Here is a 26,729-nt window from a genome sequence, read left to right on the forward strand (position 1 = left end):
TCACTCTATGGGGCTGCGCAGTATACTGCTCAGCTTTGGCGCATTGTGCGTCTCTCCTCCAGTAGCGTGCAAGGTCGTGACGCCTTTGAAACCTTCAATTTTTTTGTCTTTGACTTCGCGATTCAGCAAAGCTGAATGCGTACTAATCCTCATCACTATGGTGTGGGGGGTAACTTTCCTATTAGTGCAACATGCACTAACCGCCAGCGGCCCCATGTTTTTCGTTGGACTGCGATTTGCGGCAGCGGCAGGCATTGTTTCACTGTTCTCGATTCGTAGCCTGCGTGGCATGACGCTATTTGAACTCAAGGCTGGCTTTTTCATCGGGGTTGCAATCATGCTCGGCTACGGCTTGCAGACGGTTGGCCTACAGACCATTCCAAGCAGCCAGTCAGCATTCATCACGGCGCTCTATGTTCCTTTCGTTCCGCTCCTGCAATGGCTCGTGCTAGGGCGCAAACCCGGTTTAATGCCGAGCTTGGGCATCATGCTGGCCTTTGCCGGCTTGATGTTGTTATCGGGACCCAATGGTGCCTCTTTGAATTTCAGTCATGGAGAAATCGTCACACTCATCAGCGCTATTGCCATAGCGGCAGAAATAATCTTGATCAGTGCCTATGCAGGCAAAGTTGATGTTCGACGCGTCACTGTCGTACAGCTTAGTACAGCATCAATTCTGGCCTTCTTGATGATTGGACCTACAGGCGAAGCCATTCCCGATTTCTCGTGGCTGTTATTAGTCAGCGCTGTGGGCTTGGGTGCAGCCAGCGCTGTTATTCAAGTCGCCATGAACTGGGCTCAAAAAAGTGTTTCACCTACACGTGCAACCCTTATCTACGCAGGAGAACCCGTATGGGCCGGGATCGCAGGACGCCTTGCAGGCGAGCGATTGCCAGGTATTGCGCTGGTCGGTGCGGTATTGATTGTTGCAGCCGTTATCGTGAGTGAGTTAAAAACAAAAGGTAAAGCACCTGACGCGCCTCAAGAGAAGCAAGGCGACGAAGCATGCAACTGATGCTAAAACTCAACGTTCAACACCCAAACGCACACCCGCGAGCGCTTATATAAGGATGATGCTGAGCAATCCTATTTCTGGTTTGCACACATTTTGTAGGATTCATCTACAGCGTCGCTGTTGGTGATCTACAAGTCGCCACGTATGATCGCTTACAAACTCCTGCAGATTAGAAGCCTATGTCCCTGATAGTTCTACTGCTTCTGCCCTTTATCGGCAGCTGTCTGGCGGCTGTTTTGCCGCACAACGCGCGTAACAGTGCATCCCTGCTAGCTGGTGTGATTGCCTTGGTTGGCACCATTCAAGTTGCATTGCTCTATCCGCAAATCGCCCATGGTGGTGTGATTCGTGAAGAGTTTATGTGGTTGCCCAGTCTCGGCCTGAATTTTGTATTACGCATGGACGGGTTTGCCTGGCTATTCTCAATACTGGTACTTGGCATTGGCACGCTGGTGTCCTTGTATGCGCGCTACTACATGTCTCCCGAAGACCCAGTGCCACGCTTTTTCTCTTTTTTTCTAGCCTTTATGGGCGCGATGCTCGGTTTGGTTATTTCGGGCAACCTGATCCAGATCGTTTTTTTCTGGGAGCTGACCAGTCTTTTTTCATTCCTGCTGATTGGTTATTGGCACCACCGTTCCGACGCCCGACGTGGCGCTTACATGGCGCTGATGGTTACCGGTGCAGGCGGATTATGCTTGCTGGCAGGGGTTATGCTGCTCGGCCATGTCGTGGGCAGCTATGATTTGGATGCCGTGCTCGCCGCTGGCGACCAAATTCGTGCCCACAGTCTCTATCCAATCCTGCTACCGCTTATCTTGCTTGGCGCACTGAGCAAAAGCGCGCAATTCCCGTTTCATTTCTGGCTCCCTCATGCCATGGCCGCACCGACACCGGTGTCGGCTTACTTGCACTCCGCAACCATGGTCAAGGCCGGTGTATTTCTCTTAGCAAGGCTGTGGCCTTCTCTGGCTGGCAGTGAAGAATGGTTCTGGATTGTCAGTGGCGCAGGTGCCTGCACCTTGGTGCTCGGCGCGTATTGCGCAATGTTTCAAAATGACCTCAAAGGCCTGTTGGCTTATTCGACCATTAGCCACTTGGGCTTGATCACACTGCTGCTGGGCCTCAACAGCCCGCTGGCAGCGGTCGCTGCCGTGTTTCATATCCTTAACCATGCAACGTTCAAAGCGTCGCTGTTCATGGCCGCAGGCATCATCGACCACGAAAGTGGCACCCGCGACATCCGCAAGCTAAGCGGTTTATTCAAATTGATGCCTTACACCGCGACGCTGGCGATGGTCGCCAGCGCCTCAATGGCTGGTGTTCCGCTGCTCAACGGTTTTCTGTCCAAAGAGATGTTCTTCGCCGAAACCGTGTTCATCAACTCCACCGCGTGGGTTGAGATTGCCCTGCCTGTGATCGCAACCATTGCAGGCACCTTTAGCGTGGCCTACGCACTTCGGTTTACCGTCGATGTGTTTTTTGGCCCGCCCGCCACTGACCTGCCGCATACCCCGCACGAACCCCCACGCTGGATGCGAGCCCCAGTTGAACTGTTAGTGTTCACCTGCCTGATGGTCGGGATTTTCCCGGCACAAACGGTAGGCCCGCTGCTTGCTGCGGCCGCACAGCCGGTTGTAGGTGGCGAGCTGCCTGAGTACAGCTTGGCGATCTGGCACGGTTTAAATGCTCCGATGATCATGAGCCTGATCGCGATGTCTGGTGGCATCGTGCTCTATGTCTTGTTACGCAAACAGCTCAAACTTGAGCGCTTCCCTCTGCCTCCGCTGATTAAATACTTCAACGGCAAGCGCTTCTTTGAGCGCAGCCTGGTTGTGATCATGCGTGGAGCGCGCCGAATTGAACGGCGCATCGGCACACAACGCTTGCAAACCCAACTGTTCTTATTGATTTTGGCCGCAGTGATTGCAGGCCTGATCCCAATGATTTACAGCGGCTTGAGCTGGGGTGACCGTCCTAAAATCCCCGGATCGATTGTATTCGTGACGCTTTGGCTACTCGCAATCATCTGTGCATTGGGTGCAGCTTGGCAGGCTAAATATCACCGTCTCGCAGCCCTGACGATGGTCAGTGTCTGTGGCCTGATGACCTGTGTGACCTTCGTTTGGTTTTCTGCCCCTGACTTGGCTCTGACCCAATTAGTAGTAGAAGTGGTAACCACGGTGCTAATTCTGCTCGGTTTACGCTGGCTGCCGCGCCGAATCGAAGAGGTTTCACCCCTGCCGGGTAGCTTACGCAAGGCGCGGGTGCGTCGTTTGCGCGACTTGTTGCTGTCAACAGTGGTCGGCGGCGGTATGGCGTTGCTGTCTTACGCGATGCTGACCCGCCAAACCCCCAACGATATCTCTTCGTTCTACCTCAGCCGCGCACTGCCGGAAGGCGGTGGCAATAATGTGGTGAACGTGATGCTGGTGGACTTCCGGGGCTTTGATACCTTGGGTGAAATCACCGTACTGGCCGCTGTCGCACTGACAGTGTTCGCCCTGCTCCGTCGTTTCCGTCCGCCCAAAGAAAGCATGCAGCTACCCGCCCAGCAGCGCTTGCTGGCCAAAGACGTGGTCACAGATTTGATCAACCCGCGTAGCGCCAGTGATACCGCATTGGGTTTCATGATGGTTCCGGCGGTGCTGGTACGTTTGCTGCTGCCGATTGCCTTTGTGGTGTCGATGTATCTGTTCATGCGCGGCCACAACCAACCGGGCGGAGGTTTCGTTGCGGGGCTGGTGATGTCCGTGGCGTTTATTCTTCAATACATGGTCGCGGGCACCCAATGGGTCGAAGCCCAAATGAGCCTGCGCCCGCTACGCTGGATGGGCACAGGCCTGTTGTTCGCGACATTGACCGGTTTGGGGGCCATTGCGTTGGGTTATCCATTCCTGACCACGCACACACTGCACTTCAGCTTGCCGCTGCTGGGTGATATTCACGTGGCCAGCGCGTTGTTCTTTGACATTGGTGTTTACGCTGTCGTTGTGGGGGCCACGCTGCTGATTTTGACCGCATTGGCTCACCAATCGGTTCGTGCCCATCGCCCAAGCAGTCAACCTGCCCTACAACCCAAGACCGGAGCTGCCTGATGGAAGAAGTCATCGCTATCGCTATTGGGGTGTTGGCCGCGTCTGGCACTTGGCTGGTTCTGCGCCCGCGAACCTTTCAGGTAGTCATGGGCCTTTGCCTGCTGTCTTACGGGGTCAACCTGTTCATCTTCAGTATGGGCAGCCTGTTTATCGGCAAAGAGCCTGTGATCAAAGACGGTGTCCCCCAAGACCTGCTCAACTACACCGACCCGCTGCCTCAGGCATTGGTTCTGACCGCTATCGTCATCAGTTTTGCCATGACCGCGCTGTTTCTGGTGGTCTTGCTCGCTTCACGAGGCCTGACCGGCACCGACCACGTAGATGGCCGGGAGCCTAAAGAATGAATTTGATGCCGCATCTGATCGTCGCACCCATTTTGCTGCCGCTGCTGACCGCAGCCTGCATGCTGTTGCTGGGTGAGAAACATCGTCCACTCAAAGCCCGTATCAATCTGATTTCAACCCTGATTGGCCTCGGCATTTCGGTGTTGTTGCTGTTGTGGACTCAACAACAAGCCTTACCGGCCTCAATTGGCGTTTACTTGCCGAGTAACTGGCAAGTGCCGTTTGGTATCGTGCTGGTCGTTGATCGCTTATCCGCGATGATGCTCGTGTTGACCGGCATCATCGCCAGTTGCGCCCTGCTATTTGCTATGGCGCGCTGGGACCGGGCCGGAGCCAGCTTCCACGCGCTGTTTCAAATCCAGCTGATGGGTTTATACGGGGCATTCCTGACCGCAGACCTGTTCAATTTGTTCGTGTTTTTTGAGGTACTGCTAGCGGCTTCCTATGGGTTGATGCTGCACGGTTCTGGCAAGTCTCGGGTTTCTGCGGGCTTGCATTACATCTCGATCAACCTGCTGGCGTCGTCGCTGTTTTTGATTGGCGCTGCCTTGATTTATGGCGTAACCGGCACGCTGAACATGGCCGACCTAGCGCTCAAAATCCCACTGGTGCCAGAAGCAGATCGCGGTTTGCTGCATGCTGGCGCGGCCATTTTAGCGATCGCCTTCCTGGCAAAGGCCGGTATGTGGCCGCTTAACTTTTGGCTGGTGCCGGCTTATTCCTCAGCCAGCGCCCCGGTTGCCGCGCTTTTCGCCATCATGACCAAAGTCGGGATCTACACAGTGCTGCGACTCTGGACACTGCTGTTCTCCGGGCAAGCGGGCGCGTCGGCCTACTTTGCCAGCGACTGGTTAATCTACGGCGGCATGGCGACCATCGTTTGCGCTGCCATTGCCATCCTTGCAGCCCAGCGCCTTGAACGTATGGCCAGTCTGAGCATCCTCGTCTCCGCGGGTATCCTGCTGTCTGCTGTTGGTTTCGCCCAACCTAACCTGACCGCCGCCGCGCTGTTTTATCTGGTCAGCTCCACGCTGGCTTTGAGTGCACTGTTCCTGTTGGCCGAGTTGATTGAACGCTCGCGTTCATCCACAGAAGCCCCTATGGAAGAAGATGTCGAGCCATTGCCGAGCCTGCTTGAGCCTCAGATACCTCCACGCGGCACCAACTTGGACGACGACCAAAAAGTGGTGGTTGGCCAAATCATTCCTTGGGCTATGGCCTTTCTGGGCTTGAGTTTTATCGCTTGCGCCCTGCTGATTATCGGGATGCCACCGCTGTCAGGGTTTATTGGCAAGCTCAGCCTACTCAACGCGCTGCTCAATCCTGCAGGTCTGGGTAATCAAACTGAGCTACCTGTTTCAACAGCATCCTGGAGCCTGTTGGCGCTGCTGATTCTCTCGGGCCTGGCTTCGCTGATTGCCTTTTCGCGCATGGGTATCCAACGCTTCTGGACACCGCTAGAACGCCCATCGCCGATACTGCGGCGCATCGAGTGTGTGCCCATCGTGTTGCTGTTAGGGTTGTGCGTGGTGCTGACCTTTAAAGCCGAGCCTGTGTTGCGTTATACCCAGGCCGCCGCTGACACTTTGAATAACCCCGAGCGTTACGTCATGGCGGTGATGGGCTCACGCCCGGTGCCAAGCCCTGAAGCTAAAGCCGCAATGCAAGAGGTGCAACCATGAAGCGCCTGTTCCCGGCCCCTTGGCTGTCCCTGGCTTTGTGGTTACTTTGGCTGCTGCTCAACCTGTCATTAAGTGCTGGCAATCTCTTGCTGGGTGCGGCGCTGGGCTTCCTGGCCCCGCTCATGTTTGCGCCATTACGGCCGCTGCCCATTCGCATTCATCGCCCGTGGGTAATTATCAAGTTGTTTTTCCTGGTGGGCCGTGACGTGGTGATGTCCAATATCGCCGTGGCGTGGGGGGTGCTCAGCGCTGGCAAAAATCCGCCGCGCTCAAAGTTCATCAAGATCCCTCTGGACTTACGAGACGCCAACGGGCTGGCAGCATTGTCGATGATTACCACGGTGGTGCCCGGCACCATTTGGTCAGAGTTGGCGCTTGATCGCAGTGTGTTGCTGCTACATGTGTTCGATCTGGCGGACGAAGCGCAATTTATTGAGCACTTCAAGTCAGCCTATGAACGGCCTTTAATGGAGATCTTTGAATGAGCCCCCTCCTCTCCAATGCCATCTTGCTCAGCCTGTTTATTTTCAGCTTGGCGATGGTGCTTACCGTACTCAGGCTGTTCAAGGGGCCATCAGCACAGGACCGGGTTTTAGCACTGGACTACCTCTACATCGTAGCCATGCTGATGATGCTGGTACTGGGGATTCGATATGCCAGTGACACCTACTTCGAAGCCGCACTGTTGATTGCTCTGTTCGGCTTTGTCGGCTCATTTGCGCTGGCCAAATTTCTATTGCGTGGCGAGGTGATCGAATGAATTCAATCAGCGAGTTATCGCTTTGGATCGAAATTCCAGTGGCCGTGCTGCTCGTTGTCAGCAGCCTGTTTGCCTTGTGTGGTGCCGTGGGGTTACTGCGCCTTAAAGACTTCTTTCAACGCATGCACCCGCCGGCACTGGCCTCAACCATTGGCGCTTGGGGCGTAGCACTGGCGTCGATCCTTTACTTCTCGGCGCTCAAGTCAACACCGGTATTACACGCCTGGTTGATCCCTATTTTGCTGGCGATCACGGTGCCAGTAACCACCTTGCTGCTGGCTCGTACGTCTTTGTTTCGTAAACGCATGGCAGGCGAAAACGTCCCGGCTGAAGTCAGCAGCGGTGGACGTAGCGAGAATGGCAGCTGATACAGCAAGGCAGTGCGTTTTGGTAAACCTTGCTTGCTCGCGGCTGTTGCGAGCAAGCAACTACCTGTCGTACTTACATCCAGCCCAACCAACTCCAATACGTCGCCCCAAATAGCAACATCAGCCCATAGCCTACCGCCGTCACAATCAGCCCGACCTTGGCGAACTGTTTGGCCGTGAAGGTTTGGGTGCCCAGACACACCATGTTCTGCGGCGCGTTAATCGGCAGGATAAACCCGTAGCTGACAACAAAACCCAGCAGCATGGTCATCCCCAGTCGATTGAACTCCCCAGGTAAGCTCTGCAATACGGCGATCAAAATCGGCAACAAGGCCGAGGTTAATGCCGTTGCACTGGCAAAACCCAAATGAATCAAAATCAAAAACGCACCCAAAATCGCAAAAATCCCCAGCGGCCCGACCTGATCCAGCCCCGTGTTCGATACCACTTGTCCGCCCAGCCATTGCCCAGCCTGAGTGGTAAGCAACGCGGTGCCCAAGCTGATCCCTACCCCGAACACAATCACCGTGCCCCACGGAATACGCGACTGCACGTCCTTCCAAGTCATCACCCCATAACGTGGCAGCAATAAAAACACCAAGCCGGCGTAGGTCGTAGAGGTGGTGTCAAAACTGTGTAGTTTGCCCTCAGTGGCCCATGCCAGCAGTAAGGCCACAGACACTGCCATCAAACGCTTTTGTGGGGCCGTCATAGGCCCTAGTTGCGCAAGCGATTGCTCAACGGCTTCTTTGCCACCGGGAATACTGTCGCTTTCGGGCGGGAGCATTTTGAGCACCACAAACAGCAACACTGCCGACATGATGATGGCCCACGGCGCCCCCGCAATCAGCCAGTCGAGCCAATTCACCCGTTGGCCGAGCATCTTGTCCATAAAACCCACTGTCAGCAGGTTTTGCGCCGCAGCGGTCTGAATGCCTACGTTCCAGATACTGGTGCCTTGAGCCACAACAATCATGATCCCTGCGGCAATGTTCGAGCGCTTATCCACGCCAAATGCCATGATCACGCCCATCATGATAGGCACCACGCACGCACTGCGGGCAGTGGCGCTGGGTACCACCAAACTCAGCAAAATGGTAACCGCGATGGCTCCCAGCAATATCCGTCGTGTACTGGTGCCAATGCGCGACAGCGTCACCAGCGCAATTCGTCGATCCAGCCCCGTGTGGGTCATGGCCGCGGCAATAAACAAAGCGCCTGCCACCAACGCCAATGCGGCATTGGAGAAGCCGGTCAAGGCCATCGTGATGCCTGCTGAAGTGCCATACAGCTGCGATGGGTCTTGCAAGGTGGGCGCCATGCCGATCAAAAACGCCATCAGTGACGTAATCATGATGGCACTGGCTTCGTAAGACACCGCTTCGGTGATCCACACCACCACGGCAAACGCCAAAATTGCCAGCATGCGATGGCCTGCAACTGGCAAGTCAGCGGGCAATGGCAACAGCAATACGCCGACCATGACCAAAACAGCAATCACCAGGCCTAAAGGCAGCTTCAATCTCGTCGTATCAGGCGCGGGGGTGGTTGCGGGCGAACTCATGGCTATCTCCTTGTGTTTAACCACGTAGAGGCCAGCCCACGAGCGACCTCTACAACTCGCTCGAAGCATAGGCCAAGCCCGCCCAACAGGTTTTGATACTTGTCAGCTGAACCGCTAAAGCTCACGGCAATGTTGGCCCTGTTTATTGAATTCGATAGTGAAACGTATTGCGTACGCCCGGCACGCTTACCGGCTGGCCGTTGACTACGCGCGGCTTATAGCGAAAGGTCGCCGCCGCCACTAACGAAGGCCGAATAAAGGCCGGGTGGCAGTTGCCCACTACCTTCGGCGCCTCAACCTTGCCCTGCGGCGTGACCGAATACTCAACCGTGCAATCGCCTTCAAGGCCCTTATCCAACGCTCGTTGAGGGTAGTCCGGCGCTTGCTTACTGATCGGCAAGTACTGTCGAATGTCCGCTGCATCAGCCTGCTCAGCGCGACGCGCGTTATCTGCCGCCGCTTTGGCCTGCTGATCGGCCTGAGCCTGTTGGCGTTGTAACGCCTGCTCCTGAGCATGTTGCTCAGCGACTTTTTGTTGCGCAACACGCTGCGCTTCCTGCAGCTGTTTTTGTGCCTCCACCCGTTTGCGCGCCAAAGCGGCCTGCTCTAGCTTGCGGGCTTGTATTTGCGGGTCGGGCGCAGGCTTGATCACTTCAGGCTTGGCTTCGACCACAGGGGGCGCCGCCGTCGGTATCGGCTCTGGCGCAGGTGTTGGCGGCGCAACCACAGGCTCGGCAGGCAAGGTTATCAAGCGCGTTTTCAACACCGTTGGGGCGCTGACCGGTTGCTGTTCAATCGTCCAGCCCAGCGCCAGCAATGCCACCACCGCACTGTGCAACGCAACCGTGAGCGCCAAGGCTTGACCGTTGCGCCACAGTTTTGCCCAAGGCACCCCAGAGGCGTCCTGCAACGGGGCGTAGATTAAGGCCGCGCTCATTGTGGGGCCTCGGTCACCAACCCTAAATTGGCCACACCGCCCTGTTGCAGTGCGGCCATTGCCTTGACAACGCTGCCATAGCCGGCCTCATTGTCCGCACGGATATACACCTGCGTATCCGCATTCTGCGCAACAACTTGACCAATTTTGGCTTGCAACTCGTCAAGGCTGACGGCGCTGTCCGTCTGGTTTTTGGTGTCCAGTTCGCTGCCCAAATTCCAGTAGTAACCGCCATCTGCCTTAACCGACAGGGTCAGAATTTTTTGTTGGCTGTCATTGACCAACGCTTCGCTGGCGACTTTTGGCAATTCGATTTTCACCCCTTGGGTCAACATGGGTGCAGTCACCATGAAGATCACCAGCAGTACCAACATCACATCGATGTAAGGCACCACGTTCATTTCAGCCTTGGGCCCATGTTTACGCTGTGGTCGAGCGAGCATTTTCAAACTCTCCTTTAGGCAACCGCCGACATGTTGCGCGAACCGGCATGCGCGCTGCGGTACAGGCGCATCTGTACCTCATTGCCCAAGCTGTAATAACGCGTCAGCAAGGTCTGACCACGGGACGAGAACCGGTTATAAGCAATGACCGCCGGGATCGCGGCAAACAAACCGATAGCCGTGGCGATCAAGGCTTCGGCAATGCCCGGAGCCACTGTCGACAGCGTGGCCTGCTGAACCTGCGACAAGCCGATGAAAGAGTTCATGATCCCCCACACCGTGCCAAACAAGCCGATATACGGGCTGACCGACCCCACCGTGGCGAGGAACTGCAAACCTTTTTCCAAGCGCACTTCCTGTTCGCTGATGGCTACATACAGTGCACGCTCAACCCCTTGCATGACGCCATCAGCATCAATACCTGGCTGCTGCTTGAGCTGCGCATATTCACTGTAAGCCGCCGTAAATACCTGTTCGGCCCCCGCGTCTTCATGGGCCAGGTCACGGCTCTCGCGGTATAGGGCATTCAGTTCACCCTGTGCCCGAATGCGCTGAATGAACGCGTCAATATCCCGCTCGCTGCGACGCAAAACTGCACTGCGCCGCACAATCAAAAACCAGCTCAACAGCGAGGCGGCGAGCAAAATCAACATCACGGCCTTAACCAAAAGGCTGGCGTCGGTGATCAGGCCCCAAATCGTCATGTGCTCCATTGTTGCTTGCATGCTGTACTCCTTGTTTAAGGCGGCGCCATACCCAGAGAGCAGGCGCATAAAAGGGATTCAACCCCATTGAAGTGACCGGCTGATGACCGGATTAAGGCAAATGCAGGGCTTTAGCCACTTCAGCCCAAGGGATGTATTTGTAGTTTTGGGCTTGCTCGGGCATGCGTTTACGACCGTCCTGCACCACCAACATGCCTTGGCTCCACGGGCCGCCAAGGTTGGCCGACGTCACTTCAAGGCCATCGGTTTCTGAGGTGCCATCAATCCCGGCCTCGGCATTAATGCCCACGCGAAATGCACCGCGCAGGGCAAAAGGTGGTTCAGCGTCGACAACCACATAGCTGTCGTTGCCTTGACTGGAAATCACCAGATAGTTGTCTTTTTCGGTCTGGTACAGCGCCAGCCCTTCAATATCGTCGTGTACTTGCTCACCGACCTTGATCACGCTGGTCAGGGTCGCGGGTTGATCCGCTCGTGCGTCCAGCGTCCATACCGCGACGTCCTCTTCACCCAAAAACAAGCGCTGACGCAGGTCATCCGCTACGCAGCCTTCAGGCTGGGTCGCCACTTTGAACTGGCGCACCAACTCGCCCTCTACCTTGTTGTTCTTGGCGAACAGGCGGTGCTGTACGAACGTGCCGTCTTTATCGTTGGCAAAACTGTAAATGTCCCCCGATGGCGCTTTGAACAGGCACAGACCATAAATGTCGTTGACCGGTGTTGCGATCTCACCCGCTTCGCGCACCTCGCCCGTTGCTCGATCAATGCTGAATACGCTTAAGCTGTTGTGATCGCGATTTGTGGCCACCGCCAGATCCACCGTTTGCTCGCCCAGTGAGAAACCCGGGCGCACATCTACGTTATTCAGCCGTCCTACCGACAGGTGCTGCACGCGCCGCCCTTGCAGGTCGTAGACTTCCAAACCGTTCTTTTTGTTGGTGCCCAGTACGCGGCTCATGGCCGGGTGGGTGGGGTGAACCCAAATCGCGGGGTCATCCGCCGCGTCCCCCTGACTCACTACCGGCTCGCTTTGCACAGCAGGTTTTACCAGTGGCAACACCACTGGCAGCTTCACGGGCGTGGCTGTCCAGTTCAGCGCGCCTTCAAACAGCTGGCTGTTATTGCCATCCTGCACCAGCACCTGCAGCCCTTGTGACGTTTGGCGAACAGCCAATTGTTCCGGCTCAGCCAAACCATCAAGCGCCAGGCTGGCAACAGGCGACCACTGTTTGCCCTGCTGCTGATAAAGGTGTAATTGCGCAGCATCCGGATCAAGCCCCAGCATGCCACCCGGCACCAACGCCATAGCGCCTGCTGATTTTTTCACCTCACCAAAAGGCTCGATCATCGCCACCGGCACACGTGAAACATCAGCCTCCGGGTGTGCCGGGTACGCCCACCAGCCGATGTTTTCTTCGTTGACGAACAGCGTCTGTGCGCCATCATCCACTTGGCAAAACTCAGCGTTAGGCGGCAATGGCAGGCTGCGAACCAAACGCGGCTCGGCCAGTTGTTTAGCATCAGCTGCTACCAACCATTGCTCACCCTTGCCCTCTTCGCCCACGGTGAACAGGTACACATTGCTGGCGTCATCGCGATACAGGCACACCCCGTTAACGGCGTAATCACGTTGCGGCAAATACGATGGGGGTTGCCACGTGTGATCGGTTGGATTGAGCCCCAACACCACCACTTGCTGCTTCTTCTGATCGTTGCTCACCACCAGCATCTGCTCACCCAGCTCGCGGCTGTCCAGGCCCGCAAATGAGCCAGCGACACGGCTCAGGGTTTTGCCCTGCTTGTCGAGCAGCAACAGGCCTTCACGCTTGCTCACAACCAGTCGTTGATCGTCTGCGGCATTTGGCAAGTACATCGCGGCCTGAGCTTTACTGGTTGCCAAGGGCTTTAATGTCGGGGCGCTGACAGGGGTTGCTGCCTGCGCGCTGCTGGCGGTCAAACACGCGAGCAAAGGCAGCAGTGGCACACGGCGTTTAAACAAGACGTTCATGGGTATTTATCCTTTCCAAGGCCCGCAGTCAGCGCGGGCCCATGCTTAAAAATGGGTGAAGGTCAGGCCCAGCGAATAGGTGGGGCCGTACTCTTCGTATTGGTTGTTGTAACGGCTGTTGCCGCTGTAGACGAAGTACGGCTGATCGGTAAGGTTCTGCGCCTCAAAACTGACTTGCAGGTTTTTGGTCAGCGAATAGCGGGCGCTGAAATCGACAAAGGTCTGCGCGTCAACGTGCAGGTCATGGGCCTTGTCGTTGATCCCGGCCAATTCATAGAGGTACTGCGATTTGTAGTTAGCTGACAGGCGCAGGCTGAGCTTGTCGTCTTCCCAGCCCAGCATCAGGTTGCCAACGGTGTCGGACTGATTCGGCAAGTTGATGTCGCGCTTACGCTCCCTGCCGACAGCCGCGTCATAGCCTTTAATGCTGGCGTTAGAGCGGCTAAACGTGGTGTTCGCGCCCACCAGCAGGCCGTTCCAGGGCGCGGGCAGCCAGTCGAACTTTTGCGAGTACGCCAGTTCCAGCCCGTACAACTTGGCGCTGTCGCCGTTGGCGTAAGTGTGGGCTTGGGTGAAGTCGACCCAATCGCCAGTGCCCGCCAAGTCGTTGTTGTAGACGAAGTTTTTGATGTCTTTGTAAAACAGAAAGGCCGAGACCGTGCCCGCTTGCCCCATGTAATGCTCGATGCCCAAGTCGAAGTTGCTCGACTCCAGCGGCTTGAGGTCAGGGTTACCAAACGTCGCTTCGTCGTCATCAATGACAAAACCCGGCGCCAATTGGCCGAAGGTCGGGCGTACCACGGTGTTGGTCCATGCCGCCCGCACTTGGGTGTTTTTATCCAACTGATAGCGCGCATGAAGCCCTGGCAACCAATGGTGGTAGTCGCGTTGGGTATCTTGTGCTTCAAACACCCCATCGCGCACTCCGGTGCCCTTGGCTTCGAACTTGGTGCCTTCGTAGCGCATGCCAGCGATAAAACGCCAGTCATCCACATCAATGGTGTTCATCAGGTACGCAGCGTTGATGTCTTCTGTGATCTTGAAATCATTGGCCCGTGACTCTTGTTCGTCGTAAAAGTCACCCGAATTCAAACCACCGATAAGGTCCTTGATGGCACTGCCACTGATACCCGGCCCGAACTGACCAAGTTGGTAGTGCACGTTGCCTTTTTTGAACTGGGTGAGGTTAAGTTGCTCATCACTGAAGCCCAGATCAGAAAAGTCCTCATAAACCCAGGCATTAAGGTCATTGTCCTTGTTGCGACGGCTGACCTTGCCGCCGAACTTGACCTGCGAGGCATAACCATCAACGTCATAGTCACGGGCAAGATCGAGACGGATGTTTTTCTCGGTGTCCTGCGTGTTTTGCTCCTCCCAATCAACCTTGTCCAAGGTGAAGTTGGCCGGGTCATAGAACGCTTGACCAATAATAGGTCGCGGTTTTTGAGTGTCGTAAAAACCACTGTCAGGAAGGCTTGAGTTGCCCTTGAAGGTGGCGCCGGCTATGTGACCCGGGCTGTCCTCACTGGACTTGCTGTAACCGGCCCGACCGCTCAAAGTCCAGAGCCCCATCGTGCGCTCGCCGCCCAACACGTAAGACTGAATTTCTTGGGTTTCTTCGCGCTGTTTGAGTTTGCGCTTGACCTTAGCCTTGCCCAACTCACCTGCGGCTTGTGGGTTGGCGAATTCGATACCTGTCGAGTTGCGGGTTTCGCTGTCTTTGTAACGGCTGTAAAGCGTGCGCAAATACAGGCTGGTGTCGTCGTCGGGCTTGTAATCAAAGTTCAAGCCACCACCGGTGCGTTCGCGGCTGATGTCGTACACCCGCTGCTCAAAACTGTTCAGCCGGGCACCATCGTTGAAGTCCCAGTCGCCCCCGGTTTCAACGTTATCGGAACCGAAGTCACGTTTGTTCCAGCTTAAGGCGGCGGCCACGCCAAAGTTGTCGATCCCATCCCCAAGGCTGAAACGGTCACTGATCGCGCCGGACACTTTGGGACTGGTTTGGTGGCTATTTTTGTTGTAACCCGCCTCGGTGGTACCGGTGTAAAACAGCCCCTTGTGGTCGAAGGCTGACAAACTTTGAACATCCACAGTGCCGCCCAGCGAGTTGGCGTCCATGTCCGGGGTCAGGGTTTTGATCACCGACAACGACTGCACCAACTCTGAAGGCAACACATCGAGGGCCACAGCACGACGGGCGCTTTCAGGCGATGGCACCAAGGTGCCGTTGATGGTCACACTGTTCAGGTCAGGGCCCAAGCCGCGCACGCTGACAAAACGCCCTTCGCCCTGATCGCGTTCAACGCTGATACCCGGCAAGCGCTGTACCGCCTCGGCGACGTTGGCATCGGGCAGTTGAGCCACGCCATCGGCATGCACCACGCTTTCGATACTGTCCGACTTGCGCTGCTCTTTGAGCGCCTGATCAATACTGGCGGCCTGCCCCACCACATCGACATGCTCGGTGGCACCCACGGCATCAGCAGCGTTCAGACGCTCACTGGCAATCGCCAGAGCCAGCGCACTGAGCGTAAAACCTACCCACTGTGACTTACTGCGACACGTGTACATGTTTATCCCCCCACAGAATCCCTACCGGCCGGGCAAATGGCCCAGCAATCTGGAAGCGAAAATTAGGGAGCACGTATGACAGTGCCGTGACAGGCCTGGGCGCCAAACCACGAAATAGCCGGTTTTGGCAGGTAAATGGTCGACAAATGAGCTGATTTGACCTTTAGCCCCGCTCGGCGCTGACGCAGAGTGCAATGGATTACAGGGTGGCTTTAAGGGTCTATACCCACTGTTTTCGAGCCAAGCGTGGGCAAGGCAAAAACAGGCCGGGGAGCCGCGTTTACGTGTTGTAAATGAGCATTGCGAGCCTGTTTTCAACGCTGCATATCCGCGCGCAGATACATTTCCAACAGCACTTAGCGCCGCCCGCGACAGCGATAGCAAGGTCAAGGTTTAAACACTGTTGGGGGAATGACGCCTGAGCTGATTCGACCTACACATCTTGTAACATCGCTGTCACACGCCTCTGTTCTGCTGACCGGTAATACGCATCGGTAGAACTGTTCATGACTTGGCTAAACGTACTTAAACACCACCGCTGGAAGCTATCGCTGCTGGTGCTCGCGGCCAATATCGGCTTGTTGCTCAACGTTGCATTCGGCACACCCAAAGCCCTCAGTGAATGGCAATGGCTGGATATCCTGGGCGAAGGCGGGACTGCGCTGTTCCTGCTGTTTTGGCTCGTACTGGTGCTTAAAAGTCGCCCGGCAGGTCGCGTCACCAACTACCTGTCGGTGGGTTTGAGCTGCATGTTCTTTTCATGGTGGATCGACGTGCTGGACGAGTTTATTCGCTTGCCTAAACACATTGGCTGGGATCACTGGCTGGAGTCCGGGCCAATGCCGGTGGGCATGATTGTGCTGACCATTGGCCTGTTTCACTGGCACCGCGAACAACTGGCCATCAGCCAACAAATGGAAAAGCGCGAGCGCGTGTTCCGCGAACATCGGCTGTTCGACAAGCTCACCCCGCTGGGCGGTGCTGATTACCTTAAGCGCCAAGTCAGTGATTGCCTGGCACAAAGCCGTGAGCAGCAACAACCACTGTCGTTGCTGGCGCTGGACCTCGATAACTTTGCCGCGATCAATCAACAGTACGGTCATGGCGAAGGTGACGCCGTGTTGCAAGCCCTCAGCCAGTTGTTGCTGCTTAACCTGCGCCAACACGATCTACTCTGCCGGCTGGCCGGCGATCGCTTTGTGGTGCTGCTGCCCAACAGAGGTGAAAGTCAGGGCCGATTGCTGGCACTGGAACTGCAACAAGCGGTACAGAGCCTGGCGCATAAAACCCGTCAGCATGGCGAGCGGGTGTATTTATCCGCCAGTACAGCAGTGGTCATGGCGGTTGATGAAGCCCCCGATGGCCTGCTCAAACGCCTGAATCTCGCACTGGCTCGGGCCAAGCCCCCCCGAGTCAAACGCGCATGACCGTCGTAACCCGCTGGTATGAAGCCGACAGCCGCTTTATTCCAGGGCATTACCAACCCGCTACGCTGATTGATCTGGCGCTGTCGCGAGACATCGACAGCCATCGACTATTGCGCGGCACAGGCCTGTTTTACGACGACATTGTTGCCGGGCACACCCGCCTCAGCGCGCAGCAGTTTTTCAGTTTGATCGGCAATGCTCAGCGCTTGCTTGAGGCCGATGACAGCAGTTTTCTATTTGGCCAGCGCCTGTTGCCAGGGCATTACGGGGCCGCCAGTCATGCCTTGCAACACGCGCAAAACTTGCATCAGGCGCTGGACACCGTCACCCACCATCGCGCTTTACTCAGCCCCTTACTGACGCCACGCCTGCTGCTCGATGATAAATACGCTTACGTGTATTGGCTCGACAGTTGCGGGGCACAAGAGCAACTGCGCTTTGTTCTGGAGGCCAGCATGACCTCATTGATGGCCATGACCCAGTGGCTCAGCGGCGAGCGCCTGCCTTGGGAGTGCAGTTTCACTTACCCCGAACCCCGCTATGTGGAGCAGTACTGGGTACACCTTGGGGAGAACAGCCAATTTGGCTGCCAACTCGACATGATGCGCATCCCACGGGAATACCTCACCCGGACGTGGCCAAACGCATCGGCCATTGCGCGGCAAGTGGCCCTGCATCAAGCACAAGACCAGCTGCAAACACTGGGTTTTAGCGCCAGCTTGCTCGACCGGGTTTACGTTTACCTGCGTGACAACGCTCAGCACACCCCCAGCCTTGAGCAGGTTGCACAGCATTTTTCAATGAGCCAGGCCACCCTCAAACGCAAACTGAACAAACACGGCACTCACTTTCAGGCCCAGCAAGACCTGGCGTGCAAACACGTGGCGTTGTACCTGTACCAAATCAAAGGCCTGAGCAACGAAGCCGTTGCCGAGCACCTCAATTTCAATGACGCCGCCAACTTTCGCCGCTCACTCAAACGCTGGACAGGTTGCACGCCTAACCTGATCCGCCAGTTGTTTAGCCTTGATTGAGATTTGGGCTGCCTGAGTTTTCGACGATTGCGTCGCTTTGCTCTACTCGTCAACAGCTCCACGAGGGATTGCTAACCCGCCAAGGCTCGCAACTTCGCCAGCTCATCCGCGGCCAACGGGATGCCCGCAACCAGCGACTTGGCGCGCTCCTTGAAGCGGCGATCACCCGGCATACGCTCAAGGCCGACAGCGTGCATTTGGCGCACCAGCTCTGCACTGCGTTGGGCAAAGCTGTTGCCACCGGATTTGGTCGGGTCGATAACAATCAGCAACTGCCCCGTCCACGGGGTTTGCGCGCCGGGGTGTTTCTTCCAGTCGAACTCGAACGAGAAGTTACCGCCGGTCAGTGCTGCCGCCAGCAGTTCGACCATCATTGACAAGGCCGAACCTTTGTGGCCGCCAAAAGGCAGCAAAGCACCGCCGTCGAGAATGTCCTTGGGGTTTTGCGTCGGCTCGCCGTGCTTATCAACCCCCATTCCCGCAGGCAACGAATGGCCTTTACGGGCCGCAATTTGCACGTCGCCGTGGGCGATCGCACTGGTGGCCAGGTCGAACACAATAGGGTCGCCATCGGCACGCGGTGCTGCAAAAGCGATGGGGTTTGTGCCAAACAAAGGTTTTTGCGCGCCGTGGGGCACCACGCAGGTCATGCTGTTGACCACGCTCAACGCCACCAAGCCTTCTTCAGCAAACGGCTCAACATCGGGCCACAGCGCTGCAAAGTGGTGCGAGTTGCGAATGGCCAACACGGCAATCCCGGCGCTGCGGGCTTTTTCGACTAACAAGCTACGCGCGGCAGCCAACGCGGGTTGAGCAAATCCGTTGGCAGCGTCCACACGGATAAAGCCCGAGGCCACATCTTCAACAATCGGGGCGGCCTGCCCATCGACCCAATCGCTAGCCAACGATGCCAAATAGCCCGGAATGCGGAACACGCCGTGGCTATACGAGCCATCACGCTGGGCCCGCGCACAGTTGTCCGCCAACACCTGCGCTACGTCTGAGGAGGTGCCATGACGTTCGAATATTCGTTGTAACAAAGCGGTGAGTTCAACGAGGGAAAGCGACTCCACGTTAGGCGTGGCAGTGTCGGACTGAGTCATGCGGGCGCTCCAATCTAGTTTTTATTGTGCTGTGCAACGGTGAGGCCAACTATCCTGCGATGACAGTTAGCTGTCAAATATTGACTTCATGACAGAAAACATTCACTTTCTGCAACGCGCTGAAATAAAAACAGGAAAGCAGCCGTGAGCCAACCCATCAAGCAACGCCTTGAAAGCAGTCTGTCGACCGCCTCCCCTTCGGGTCGGGCGATTGCCAGTTACATGCTGGCCAATCTCTACGAGTTGCCGTTTCAGACCGCCGCAGACATTGCCAGTATCTTGGGCGTCAGCGAATCCAGTGTTGGGCGCTTTTGCCGCTCGCTGGGCTACAGCCATTTCAAAGAACTCAAAAACGACCTCAAAGATGACTTGGGCGATGGCCCGTGGTTGGTCGGCGATCGCCTGCAAGAGTTTCGCCAACAGTCAAGCCAAAGCCCGCAAGCGCTACCCCGTAGTTTTGAGCTAGAAGTCGCAGCGCTGGTCAAGGTGTACGAATACAGCCTCACACCGGAATGGCAAATTGTCAGCCATCGTTTGGCCACTCGGCGCAAAGTCTTTATTGCAGGTTTTCAGACCGAACGCGGGATCGCCGCGTCCATGGTTCACTTGTTGCAATACCTGCGCGATGGCGTGCAATTGGTGGATGGCGCAGCCGGGCATTATGCCGACGTGCTGCTGTGCCCTGCCGATGACTGTGCGCTGGTGGTGTTTGAAGCCCGCCGTTACTCGCGCCATGCCCAGCATTTGTGCCGCAAGGCACGTGAAGCGGGCATTCCCGTCACACTGGTGACCGATACGTTCTGCGATTGGGCCGACCAGTACGCCGATGAAGTGTTTCGCGTACCTACCGAATTCAACCTGTTCTGGGAGTCCACGGCGGCCATGCTGTCGCTGGTTCACCTGCTGGTCAATGAAGTGTGCAAACAACTGGGACCCGACGTTGAAAAACGTCTTGAGGCAACCGCGGCCTTACACAATGAGTTCGTGGGTTACACATCCTCACCCGGGCCAAAACAATAAAACGAGGTGTTAGATGAAAAACGTCATTCGCTTTGCCAGTGCATGTGCAATGGTTGTCGCCGTAGCGTCCAACGCTCAGGCCGACAAACTGACAATCGCCACGGAAGGCGCCTACCCTCCGTTTAACTACGTTGACTCAGACAACAAACTGCACGGTTTTGATGTCGACATTACCAACGCGGTGTGCGAACGCATGAAGGCTGACTGCACGATCGTGGCTCAGGATTGGGACGGCATCATTCCAGGGCTCATGGCGAAAAAATACGATGCCATTGTCGCTTCGATGATTGCCACCGATGAACGCAAACAAAAAATCGCTTTCACTAATCACTACTACCGCACCCCGCTGTCGATTGCCGTCCCTAAAGACTCAGACATCACCGATGCACAAACCAACTTCAAAAGTAAAACCATTGGCGCTCAAGGCGCAGCGACCCAAGGTATTTACGCCGAAGATCACTACGAAAAAGCGGGTGCCGACTTAAAGCTCTATCCAACATTGGACGAAGCCAACGCCGAGTTGTTAAACGGTCGCATTGACGCCGTGATTGCTGACAAATTTCCGTTGCTCGAATGGGTCAATAAAACCGGTAAAGACTGCTGCAAGATGCTCGGCGACGTAGATGGCACGCTGGCAGACGCTTCGATTGCCGTGCGCAAAGAAGACAGCGCACTGCGTGAACGTTTCAACAAGGCATTGGACGAGATCGTGGCCGACGGCACCTATAAAAAGATCTCCAGCCAGTATTTCGACTTCGATATTTATTAAGCATTAAGTCACCCGTCCAAGGCTCACACCAAGGACTTCCCTGCCCCAGTACCTTGCCCTGCGCACTCAGTGTGCGCAGAGGCTGAATGTCGGCCCAATTTTGCCCGGGGATTCGAGCATGCTCGATCAACTCTCACTTCTATCTTTCGCCAGTGGCGGCTGGGGCTCGGCCTTACTGGCCGGAGCGCTGGTCACCATTGCGTTGGCCTTGAGCTGCTTGCCTATTGGTTTGCCGTTGGGTCTGGCGGTCGCATTGGCTGCACGGTCTAAAAACCGCTGGATGCGCGCGTGGGCCACCACCTTTTCCACTGTGTTTCGTGGTTTGCCCGAGCTGTTAACGCTGCTGATTATTTATTACGGCTGTCAGATCGCCGCGCAAAAAATCCTCGCCATGATGGGTTACGACGCTCAGGTCACCATCAATACCTTTGTCGCTGCGATGGCTGCATTCAGTCTAGTTTTTGCTGCGTTCTCCAGCGAGATTTGGCTGGGCGCATTTAAAACCGTCCCCAAAGGTCAGTTTGAAGCCGCCTCGGCGCTGGGTCTGTCCAAGTTCACGACCTTTCGCAAAGTGGTGCTGCCGCAACTGGCGCGCATCGCCCTGCCAGGCCTCTCGAACAACTGGCTGTCACTGCTCAAGGACACCTCACTGGTGTCGACCATTTCGCTGGTCGACCTGATGCGCCAAACCAACTTGGCCGTGAGCGTGACCAAGGAGCCGATGCTGTTCTACACCGTGGCCTGTTTCGGCTATCTGTTTTTCTCGGCGATCTCGGGACGGCTGTTCAGCTTCCTTGAGCGCTACTTCAGCCGCCATCAACGGAGTGCACGCCCATGAGCCTGGCTGAACTACAAAACATGCTCCTTAACCCCGACTTGCTTGAGCGTTACGGCCCGCGTTTTATCGACGGGCTGTTAGTCACCGGCAAACTGGTGGCCATTTCCTTCACGCTGGGTGCGCTGCTCGGCTTGCTGATTGCTTTGGGGCGTTTGTCCAACAACCGCTTTTTACGCAGCTTCACGGGTGCCTACGTTTACTTCTTCCGTGGCTCCCCGCTGCTGGCGCAGTTATTTTTGCTGTATTACGGTCTTGGCTCGTTCAAGAGCTTTTGGCAAGACGTCGGTTTGTGGTGGTTTTTCCGCGATGCGTGGTTTTGCACCCTGCTGGCCTTCACCCTGAACACAGCGGCGTATCAGGCTGAGATCCTGCGCGGCAGCATATTGTCGGTCGCCCAAGGGCAGCGAGAAGCTTGCAAGGCACTGAACCTCTCGCGCTGGACCACCTTTCGCAAAATCATCCTGCCGCAATCGCTGCTGGTGGCTATCGGCCCATTGGGTAACGAGTTGATCCTGATGATCAAGGCCAGCGCCATTGCCTCGCTGGTCACCATTTATGACCTGATGGGTGTGACCAAAATGGCATTCTCACGCAGCTTCGATTTTCAGGTCTATCTGTGGGCTGCTGTGCTTTACCTGCTGATCGTCGAAATTGTGCGTCGCAGCCTGAAACTTATAGAAGGTCGTCTCAGCCGACATTTGCACTAAGCCCATTGTTCGGGCTGCGACCAAGCCCCTTGTTTAAGGATGTATTTATGCACTGCGACACTATTGTTCTGGGCGCTGGCATTGTCGGCGTCAGTACTGCGTTGCACCTCCAGGCACGGGGGCGCAACGTGGTGTTACTTGACCGCTCACAACCGGGCAGCGGCACCAGCCACGGCAACGCCGGGTTGATCGAGCGCGCCAGTGTGATTCCTTATTCGTTCCCGCGTGAACTCTCGCGCTTGCTGCGTTACAGCCTCAATCAGCAATCCGATGTGCGCTACAGCCTTAAACACCTGCCTAAAGCCGGGCCTTGGCTGCTGCAATACTGGCGCCAATCCAGCCCAAAAGGGTTGGCCAAAGCCACGCATGCCATGCTCCCGCTGATTGAAAAATGCGTCAGCGAACACGACCTGTTGGCCGAACCCGCTGGCATGACAGATCTGATTCACGACAGCGGTTGGATTGAGGTCTATCGCACTCAAGTCGACTTCGATAAAGCTCAGCGCGATGCGGCGGCGCTGGTCGAGTACAAGCTCAACTACAAGGTGCTCAATCAGCAGCAGGTTCACGCACTCGAACCCGGCTTGCACACCGATGTGATCGGCGGCATTCATTGGCTCGACCCCAAAACTGTCAGTGATCCGGGGGGGCTGACGCGAGGATACGCCGAGTTGTTTATTAAGCGTGGCGGCACTTTTGTGATTGGCGATGCCACAAGCCTGCGCCCGACTGCTGGGCAATGGCAGGTGGACAGCCACAAAGGGCTCATTGTGGGCAATGAGGCCGTTATCGCGCTGGGCCCACAAGCCCGGGAAATTTTCGAGCCGCTGGGTTATCGCATTCCGTTGGCAATCAAGCGTGGCTATCACATGCACTACGCCGCTAAAGACGGGCACACCATGCAGCATCCCATTCTCGACTCGGTGGGCGGTTATGTACTGGCACCGATGGTCGGCGGCATTCGTCTGACCACAGGCATTGAATTCGCTGACAGTGATGATCCTATCAACGAGATCCAGTTGCGCCGTTGTGAAGAGCGGGCGCAACGCTTGTATCCATTGGGTGAGCGGGTGGATGCAGAACCTTGGCTGGGCCGCCGCCCTTGCCTGCCTGACATGTGCCCGGTCATCAGCCCGGCCAGTCGTCACAAAGGTTTGTGGTTTAACTTCGGTCACGCCCACCACGGCCTGACATTGGGGCCTGTCAGTGGCCGCTTGTTAGCAGAAATGATGACGGGCGAATACCCGTTTACCGATCCAACGCCTTACAGCGCTGAGCGCTTTTACTGATCTCTGGAGACACACCATGAACGTCCAACCTGTTTATGTTCACAGCGCCGTGTCTCCAGCCACCGACCCTCGCAAGGTGGTGGTGGATATCGCCGGTTTGAACAAGTACTACAGCGCCTTTCATGTGCTTAAAGGCATCGACCTGCAAGTGCGTGAAGGCGAGCGGATCGTCTTGTGTGGGCCGTCAGGCTCGGGCAAGTCGACGCTAATTCGCTGCATCAATCGTCTGGAAATTGCCGAAAAAGGCAGCATTCTGATCAACAACACCGACCTGTCACAGCCAAGCCGCGAGGCCGCCAAGGTACGCAGCGAGATCGGCATGGTATTTCAGCACTTCAACCTGTTCCCGCACATGAGCGTGCTCGATAACTGCATCTTGGCCCCCATGTCGGTGCGGGGTTTGTCGCGCAAAAAAGCCATCGAGCTGGCGCAGCACTTTTTGAATAAGGTAGGCATCGCCAATCAGGCTGACAAATACCCCAGCCAGCTGTCAGGCGGCCAACAGCAGCGCGTGGCCATTGCTCGAGCCCTGTGCATGGAGCCAAAAATCATGCTGTTCGACGAGCCGACTTCCGCGCTGGACCCAGAAATGGTCAGTGAAGTGCTGGACGTGATGGTCAACCTCGCGGGCAGCGGCATGACCATGCTGTGTGTGACCCACGAAATGGGCTTCGCCCGCCAAGTGGCTGAACGCGTGTTGTTCCTTGATGGCGGCATGATCATTGAAGACTCACCGCCCAATGAGTTCTTCAACGCACCCAAAAGCCCACGGGCCAAGGCCTTTCTTGCGCAAATTGTGCATTAAGCCGTTGGAGCTGCCGTAGCCTGCGATCCCTAAAGATCAAAAGATCGTAGGCTTCGCCAGCTCCCATGTGCTGTCCCCTGTCGAGTTTCATGTTCTGAACACGTATTGGGCTGGTAAGGTGTGCGCCGACTTTTCGTGGCCCGCTAACCTTATGCTGGCTGCTGCATTTGCGTTTTTAGCTGTGAGACACCCGCCACATGCCCGAACCCATCCCTCTTAAAGATCACGAAACCGAAAAACGCTTGGTTAATAAAAGGCTGATCGCGTGTGCCGCACTGGTGCTGGCAATAAGCTGCACGTTAGTGGGCCGGCTGTATTTTTTGCAAGTCATCGAGTTTGATTACAACTCCACGGTGTCCGAAAACAACCGGGTGCATGTGCTGCCGATCCCGCCTGAGCGCGGCTTCATTTACGACCGTAACGGCGTATTACTGGCCGACAACCAGCCCAGCTTCAATATGACCCTTACCCGCGAGCGGGCCGGTGATACCGACAAAGTGCTGGATTCGGTGATCAGCATTTTGCATTTGCCCCAAGACGAGCATGCCGTGTTCGCCAAGGCGATGAAGCAGGCGCGTCATCCGTTTGATCCCTCGACGTTGCTGTACGAACTGAGCGAAGAGCAAATCGCACTGCTGGCAGTCAATCAGTACCGCCTGCCCGGCATTGAGGTTCAGGCGCAGTTTGTGCGCCATTACCCGCAAGGCGATCACTTTGCGCACTCAGTGGGCTATGTGGGCCGCATCAATGAGAAAGAAGCCAAGCAAGTAGACGCGACCGAATACCGCGGTACGCAATCGATTGGCAAAACCGGTATCGAACGGTTTTATGAACACGAACTGCACGGCCATGTTGGTTTTGAAGAAGTCGAAACCAACGCCCAAGGCCGGGTCATGCGTGTGTTGCGTCACACCCAGGCAGTGCCGGGCAAAAACATCGTGCTGAGCCTGGACATCAAACTCCAGGAAGCCGCCGAAGATGCCTTGGGCGATCGTCGCGGCTCAATCATCGCGCTAGACCCAAAAACCGGCGAAGTGCTAGCGATGGTGAGCAAGCCCAGCTTTGACCCCAATCTGTTTGTGACGGGCATCAGCACCAAAGACTACTCGGGGCTGCGCGACTCCATCGACAAACCGCTGTTCAATCGCGCCTTGCGTGGGCTGTACGCGCCAGGCTCAACGATCAAACCTGAAGTGGCGATTGCGGGCTTGGACAGTGGCGTGATTTCGGCGTCTACGCGGGTGTTCGACCCCGGCTATTTTCAACTGCCCAATGTCGATCACAAATACCGCAACTGGAACCATAGCGGCGATGGCTGGGTAGACTTGAACGCGGCCATCATGCGCTCTAACGACACCTACTTTTATGATTTGGCCTCAAAGCTGGGCATTGATCGCATGCACGACTACCTGTCGATGTTTGGCGTTGGGCAAAAGGTGTCGCTGGACATGTTTGAAGAGTCGCCGGGCCTTATGCCTTCACGCGAATGGAAACGCAAAACTCGCCGCCAAGCGTGGTTTCCCGGCGAAACCGTGATTTTGGGAATCGGCCAAGGCTACATGCAGGTCACCCCATTGCAACTGGCGCAAGCCACAGCACTGATTGCCAATAAAGGTGTCTGGAACCGCCCGCATCTGGCCCGCACCATAGATGGCACACCGCCAGTAGACGAGCACCCAATGGCCAACATCGTGCTCCATGACCCCAAGGAGTGGGATCAGGTCAACCATGCCATGCAATTGGTGATGCACGACGCGCGGGGTATCGCTCGCGCGTCGGCCCAAGGTGCGCAGTACCGAATTGCAGGCAAAAGTGGCACGGCGCAAGTGGTGGCGATCAAACAAGGTGAGCGTTACAACCGCCTGAAAACCGCTGAGCGCAATCGCGACAACGCCTTGTTTGTGGGGTTCGCTCCGGCCGATGACCCACAGATTGTGATCTCGGTGATGATCGAAAACGGTGAGGCCGGTGGCCGTGTGGCAGGCCCGGTGGTGCGTAAAGTCATGGACGCCTGGTTGCTGGACAATCAAGGCGCCCTTAAACCACACAACTCCACACACACGTAGAAACCGTCAGCCCCTCTTCGAGTAAGCTCGGCCCCAATGAATCACCTTGCCGTCTGAGTTACGGCGGCTGCGCCTGCGAATGTCGCCTCGTTTTGCTCGTGTAGTCGCTGGCGTAGGCTTCGAGCTTTTGATAGTTAAGGATTGGCGCCGACT

At 56.2% G+C, this 26,729-nt stretch carries 23 protein-coding genes; 16 read left to right on the plus strand and 7 right to left on the minus strand.

Translation table 11 applies throughout. The features are described 5' to 3' along the window. Nucleotides 1–7: 7 nt before the first annotated feature. The 7 genes from ACZRJQ_RS13235 to ACZRJQ_RS13265 all read left to right on the plus strand — a co-directional run bounded on the left by ACZRJQ_RS13235 (nt 8) and on the right by ACZRJQ_RS13265 (nt 7,267). Complete coding sequence (locus ACZRJQ_RS13235; RefSeq protein ID WP_463978792.1) at nt 8–1,015, plus strand: DMT family transporter; 1,008 nt, start codon at nt 8–10, stop codon at nt 1,013–1,015. A 179-nt stretch (nt 1,016–1,194) separates the two neighbouring features. Next, nucleotides 1,195–4,113, plus strand: coding sequence for a monovalent cation/H+ antiporter subunit A (locus ACZRJQ_RS13240; RefSeq protein ID WP_463978793.1), 2,919 nt, complete (start codon nt 1,195–1,197; stop codon nt 4,111–4,113). Further along, on the plus strand, nt 4,113–4,457 hold the full coding sequence (locus ACZRJQ_RS13245) for a Na+/H+ antiporter subunit C (protein ID WP_003446102.1): 345 nt from the start codon (nt 4,113–4,115) through the stop codon (nt 4,455–4,457). Before ACZRJQ_RS13240 ends, ACZRJQ_RS13245 begins: the two co-directional genes overlap by 1 nt. Then, the gene (locus ACZRJQ_RS13250; protein ID WP_463978794.1) at nt 4,454–6,139 is read left to right on the plus strand and encodes a monovalent cation/H+ antiporter subunit D; all 1,686 of its coding nucleotides are present in this window, start codon (nt 4,454–4,456) and stop codon (nt 6,137–6,139) included. The genes ACZRJQ_RS13245 and ACZRJQ_RS13250 overlap by 4 nt, the downstream gene beginning before the upstream one ends. Next, entirely contained in the window at nt 6,136–6,624 is a 489-nt protein-coding gene (locus ACZRJQ_RS13255; RefSeq protein ID WP_463978795.1) for a Na+/H+ antiporter subunit E, read from the plus strand. The genes ACZRJQ_RS13250 and ACZRJQ_RS13255 overlap by 4 nt, the downstream gene beginning before the upstream one ends. Next, nucleotides 6,621–6,899 carry a K+/H+ antiporter subunit F gene (locus ACZRJQ_RS13260; RefSeq protein ID WP_463978796.1) on the plus strand — a complete coding sequence of 93 codons (279 nt, stop codon included), beginning with the start codon at nt 6,621–6,623 and terminating at the stop codon, nt 6,897–6,899. The genes ACZRJQ_RS13255 and ACZRJQ_RS13260 overlap by 4 nt, the downstream gene beginning before the upstream one ends. Beyond that, nucleotides 6,896–7,267, plus strand: a complete 372-nt coding sequence (locus ACZRJQ_RS13265) for a Na+/H+ antiporter subunit G (RefSeq protein ID WP_463978797.1) — start codon at nt 6,896–6,898, stop codon at nt 7,265–7,267. Before ACZRJQ_RS13260 ends, ACZRJQ_RS13265 begins: the two co-directional genes overlap by 4 nt. Nucleotides 7,268–7,340: 73 nt before the next feature. Here ACZRJQ_RS13265 and ACZRJQ_RS13270 read toward each other — a convergent pair whose 3' ends face one another. The 6 genes from ACZRJQ_RS13270 to ACZRJQ_RS13295 all read right to left on the minus strand — a co-directional run bounded on the left by ACZRJQ_RS13270 (nt 7,341) and on the right by ACZRJQ_RS13295 (nt 15,518). After that, on the minus strand, nt 7,341–8,831 hold the full coding sequence (locus ACZRJQ_RS13270) for a DASS family sodium-coupled anion symporter (protein WP_463978798.1): 1,491 nt from the start codon (nt 8,829–8,831) through the stop codon (nt 7,341–7,343). 142 nt (nt 8,832–8,973) lie between these two features. Next, nucleotides 8,974–9,768, minus strand: a complete 795-nt coding sequence (locus tag ACZRJQ_RS13275) for an energy transducer TonB (protein ID WP_463978799.1) — start codon at nt 9,766–9,768, stop codon at nt 8,974–8,976. Continuing rightward, the gene (gene tolR / locus ACZRJQ_RS13280) at nt 9,765–10,211 is read right to left on the minus strand and encodes a protein TolR (protein WP_463978800.1); all 447 of its coding nucleotides are present in this window, start codon (nt 10,209–10,211) and stop codon (nt 9,765–9,767) included. Before tolR ends, ACZRJQ_RS13275 begins: the two co-directional genes overlap by 4 nt. A gap of 14 nt (nt 10,212–10,225) precedes the next feature. Further along, on the minus strand, nt 10,226–10,936 hold the full coding sequence (gene tolQ / locus ACZRJQ_RS13285; protein ID WP_463978801.1) for a protein TolQ: 711 nt from the start codon (nt 10,934–10,936) through the stop codon (nt 10,226–10,228). Between the two features lie 91 nt (nt 10,937–11,027). Next, nucleotides 11,028–12,944, minus strand: coding sequence for a phytase (locus ACZRJQ_RS13290; protein ID WP_463978802.1), 1,917 nt, complete (start codon nt 12,942–12,944; stop codon nt 11,028–11,030). A 45-nt stretch (nt 12,945–12,989) separates the two neighbouring features. Next, nucleotides 12,990–15,518 carry a TonB-dependent receptor gene (locus ACZRJQ_RS13295; protein ID WP_463978803.1) on the minus strand — a complete coding sequence of 843 codons (2,529 nt, stop codon included), beginning with the start codon at nt 15,516–15,518 and terminating at the stop codon, nt 12,990–12,992. Between the two features lie 506 nt (nt 15,519–16,024). Between ACZRJQ_RS13295 and ACZRJQ_RS13300 the strand changes: the two genes are divergently transcribed. Together ACZRJQ_RS13300 and ACZRJQ_RS13305 are read left to right on the plus strand one after the other, a co-directional pair. Continuing rightward, a complete protein-coding gene (locus ACZRJQ_RS13300; RefSeq protein ID WP_463978804.1) occupies nt 16,025–16,945 on the plus strand; it encodes a GGDEF domain-containing protein in 921 nt (306 codons plus the stop codon). After that, nucleotides 16,942–17,979 carry an AraC family transcriptional regulator gene (locus ACZRJQ_RS13305; protein ID WP_463978805.1) on the plus strand — a complete coding sequence of 346 codons (1,038 nt, stop codon included), beginning with the start codon at nt 16,942–16,944 and terminating at the stop codon, nt 17,977–17,979. The genes ACZRJQ_RS13300 and ACZRJQ_RS13305 overlap by 4 nt, the downstream gene beginning before the upstream one ends. Nucleotides 17,980–18,050: 71 nt before the next feature. On the opposite strand, the gene ACZRJQ_RS13310 is transcribed toward ACZRJQ_RS13305, so the two are convergent. After that, nucleotides 18,051–19,082: an Ldh family oxidoreductase gene (locus ACZRJQ_RS13310; protein ID WP_463978806.1), complete on the minus strand. Its 1,032-nt coding sequence runs from the start codon at nt 19,080–19,082 to the stop codon at nt 18,051–18,053. A 144-nt stretch (nt 19,083–19,226) separates the two neighbouring features. On the opposite strand from ACZRJQ_RS13310, the gene ACZRJQ_RS13315 reads away from it, so the two are divergent. The 7 genes from ACZRJQ_RS13315 to mrdA all read left to right on the plus strand — a co-directional run bounded on the left by ACZRJQ_RS13315 (nt 19,227) and on the right by mrdA (nt 26,576). Beyond that, a complete protein-coding gene (locus tag ACZRJQ_RS13315; protein WP_463978807.1) occupies nt 19,227–20,102 on the plus strand; it encodes a MurR/RpiR family transcriptional regulator in 876 nt (291 codons plus the stop codon). Nucleotides 20,103–20,115: 13 nt separating this feature from the next. Continuing rightward, nucleotides 20,116–20,871 carry a transporter substrate-binding domain-containing protein gene (locus tag ACZRJQ_RS13320; protein ID WP_463978808.1) on the plus strand — a complete coding sequence of 252 codons (756 nt, stop codon included), beginning with the start codon at nt 20,116–20,118 and terminating at the stop codon, nt 20,869–20,871. 118 nt (nt 20,872–20,989) lie between these two features. Next, complete coding sequence (locus ACZRJQ_RS13325) at nt 20,990–21,709, plus strand: ABC transporter permease (RefSeq protein ID WP_463978809.1); 720 nt, start codon at nt 20,990–20,992, stop codon at nt 21,707–21,709. Beyond that, nucleotides 21,706–22,416, plus strand: coding sequence for an ABC transporter permease (locus ACZRJQ_RS13330; protein WP_463978810.1), 711 nt, complete (start codon nt 21,706–21,708; stop codon nt 22,414–22,416). Before ACZRJQ_RS13325 ends, ACZRJQ_RS13330 begins: the two co-directional genes overlap by 4 nt. A gap of 47 nt (nt 22,417–22,463) precedes the next feature. Then, nucleotides 22,464–23,705, plus strand: coding sequence for an NAD(P)/FAD-dependent oxidoreductase (locus ACZRJQ_RS13335; RefSeq protein WP_463978811.1), 1,242 nt, complete (start codon nt 22,464–22,466; stop codon nt 23,703–23,705). Between the two features lie 16 nt (nt 23,706–23,721). Further along, entirely contained in the window at nt 23,722–24,510 is a 789-nt protein-coding gene (locus ACZRJQ_RS13340; RefSeq protein ID WP_463978812.1) for an amino acid ABC transporter ATP-binding protein, read from the plus strand. Nucleotides 24,511–24,707: 197 nt separating this feature from the next. After that, the gene (mrdA, locus tag ACZRJQ_RS13345; protein WP_463978813.1) at nt 24,708–26,576 is read left to right on the plus strand and encodes a penicillin-binding protein 2; all 1,869 of its coding nucleotides are present in this window, start codon (nt 24,708–24,710) and stop codon (nt 26,574–26,576) included. Nucleotides 26,577–26,729 lie beyond the last annotated feature (153 nt).

The sequence above is a fragment of the Pseudomonas sp. E315 genome (assembly GCF_055406205.1).

Coding starts and splice junctions, on each gene's coding strand:
- ACZRJQ_RS13235 (WP_463978792.1), top strand. CDS start 8: ATGGGGCTGCGCAGTATACTGCTCAGCTTTGGCGCATTGTGCGTCTCT.
- ACZRJQ_RS13240 (WP_463978793.1), top strand. CDS start 1,195: ATGTCCCTGATAGTTCTACTGCTTCTGCCCTTTATCGGCAGCTGTCTG.
- ACZRJQ_RS13245 (WP_003446102.1), top strand. CDS start 4,113: ATGGAAGAAGTCATCGCTATCGCTATTGGGGTGTTGGCCGCGTCTGGC.
- ACZRJQ_RS13250 (WP_463978794.1), top strand. CDS start 4,454: ATGAATTTGATGCCGCATCTGATCGTCGCACCCATTTTGCTGCCGCTG.
- ACZRJQ_RS13255 (WP_463978795.1), top strand. CDS start 6,136: ATGAAGCGCCTGTTCCCGGCCCCTTGGCTGTCCCTGGCTTTGTGGTTA.
- ACZRJQ_RS13260 (WP_463978796.1), top strand. CDS start 6,621: ATGAGCCCCCTCCTCTCCAATGCCATCTTGCTCAGCCTGTTTATTTTC.
- ACZRJQ_RS13265 (WP_463978797.1), top strand. CDS start 6,896: ATGAATTCAATCAGCGAGTTATCGCTTTGGATCGAAATTCCAGTGGCC.
- ACZRJQ_RS13270 (WP_463978798.1), bottom strand. CDS start 8,831: ATGAGTTCGCCCGCAACCACCCCCGCGCCTGATACGACGAGATTGAAG.
- ACZRJQ_RS13275 (WP_463978799.1), bottom strand. CDS start 9,768: ATGAGCGCGGCCTTAATCTACGCCCCGTTGCAGGACGCCTCTGGGGTG.
- tolR (WP_463978800.1), bottom strand. CDS start 10,211: ATGCTCGCTCGACCACAGCGTAAACATGGGCCCAAGGCTGAAATGAAC.
- tolQ (WP_463978801.1), bottom strand. CDS start 10,936: ATGCAAGCAACAATGGAGCACATGACGATTTGGGGCCTGATCACCGAC.
- ACZRJQ_RS13290 (WP_463978802.1), bottom strand. CDS start 12,944: ATGAACGTCTTGTTTAAACGCCGTGTGCCACTGCTGCCTTTGCTCGCG.
- ACZRJQ_RS13295 (WP_463978803.1), bottom strand. CDS start 15,518: ATGTACACGTGTCGCAGTAAGTCACAGTGGGTAGGTTTTACGCTCAGT.
- ACZRJQ_RS13300 (WP_463978804.1), top strand. CDS start 16,025: ATGACTTGGCTAAACGTACTTAAACACCACCGCTGGAAGCTATCGCTG.
- ACZRJQ_RS13305 (WP_463978805.1), top strand. CDS start 16,942: ATGACCGTCGTAACCCGCTGGTATGAAGCCGACAGCCGCTTTATTCCA.
- ACZRJQ_RS13310 (WP_463978806.1), bottom strand. CDS start 19,082: ATGACTCAGTCCGACACTGCCACGCCTAACGTGGAGTCGCTTTCCCTC.
- ACZRJQ_RS13320 (WP_463978808.1), top strand. CDS start 20,116: ATGAAAAACGTCATTCGCTTTGCCAGTGCATGTGCAATGGTTGTCGCC.
- ACZRJQ_RS13325 (WP_463978809.1), top strand. CDS start 20,990: ATGCTCGATCAACTCTCACTTCTATCTTTCGCCAGTGGCGGCTGGGGC.
- ACZRJQ_RS13330 (WP_463978810.1), top strand. CDS start 21,706: ATGAGCCTGGCTGAACTACAAAACATGCTCCTTAACCCCGACTTGCTT.
- ACZRJQ_RS13335 (WP_463978811.1), top strand. CDS start 22,464: ATGCACTGCGACACTATTGTTCTGGGCGCTGGCATTGTCGGCGTCAGT.
- ACZRJQ_RS13340 (WP_463978812.1), top strand. CDS start 23,722: ATGAACGTCCAACCTGTTTATGTTCACAGCGCCGTGTCTCCAGCCACC.
- mrdA (WP_463978813.1), top strand. CDS start 24,708: ATGCCCGAACCCATCCCTCTTAAAGATCACGAAACCGAAAAACGCTTG.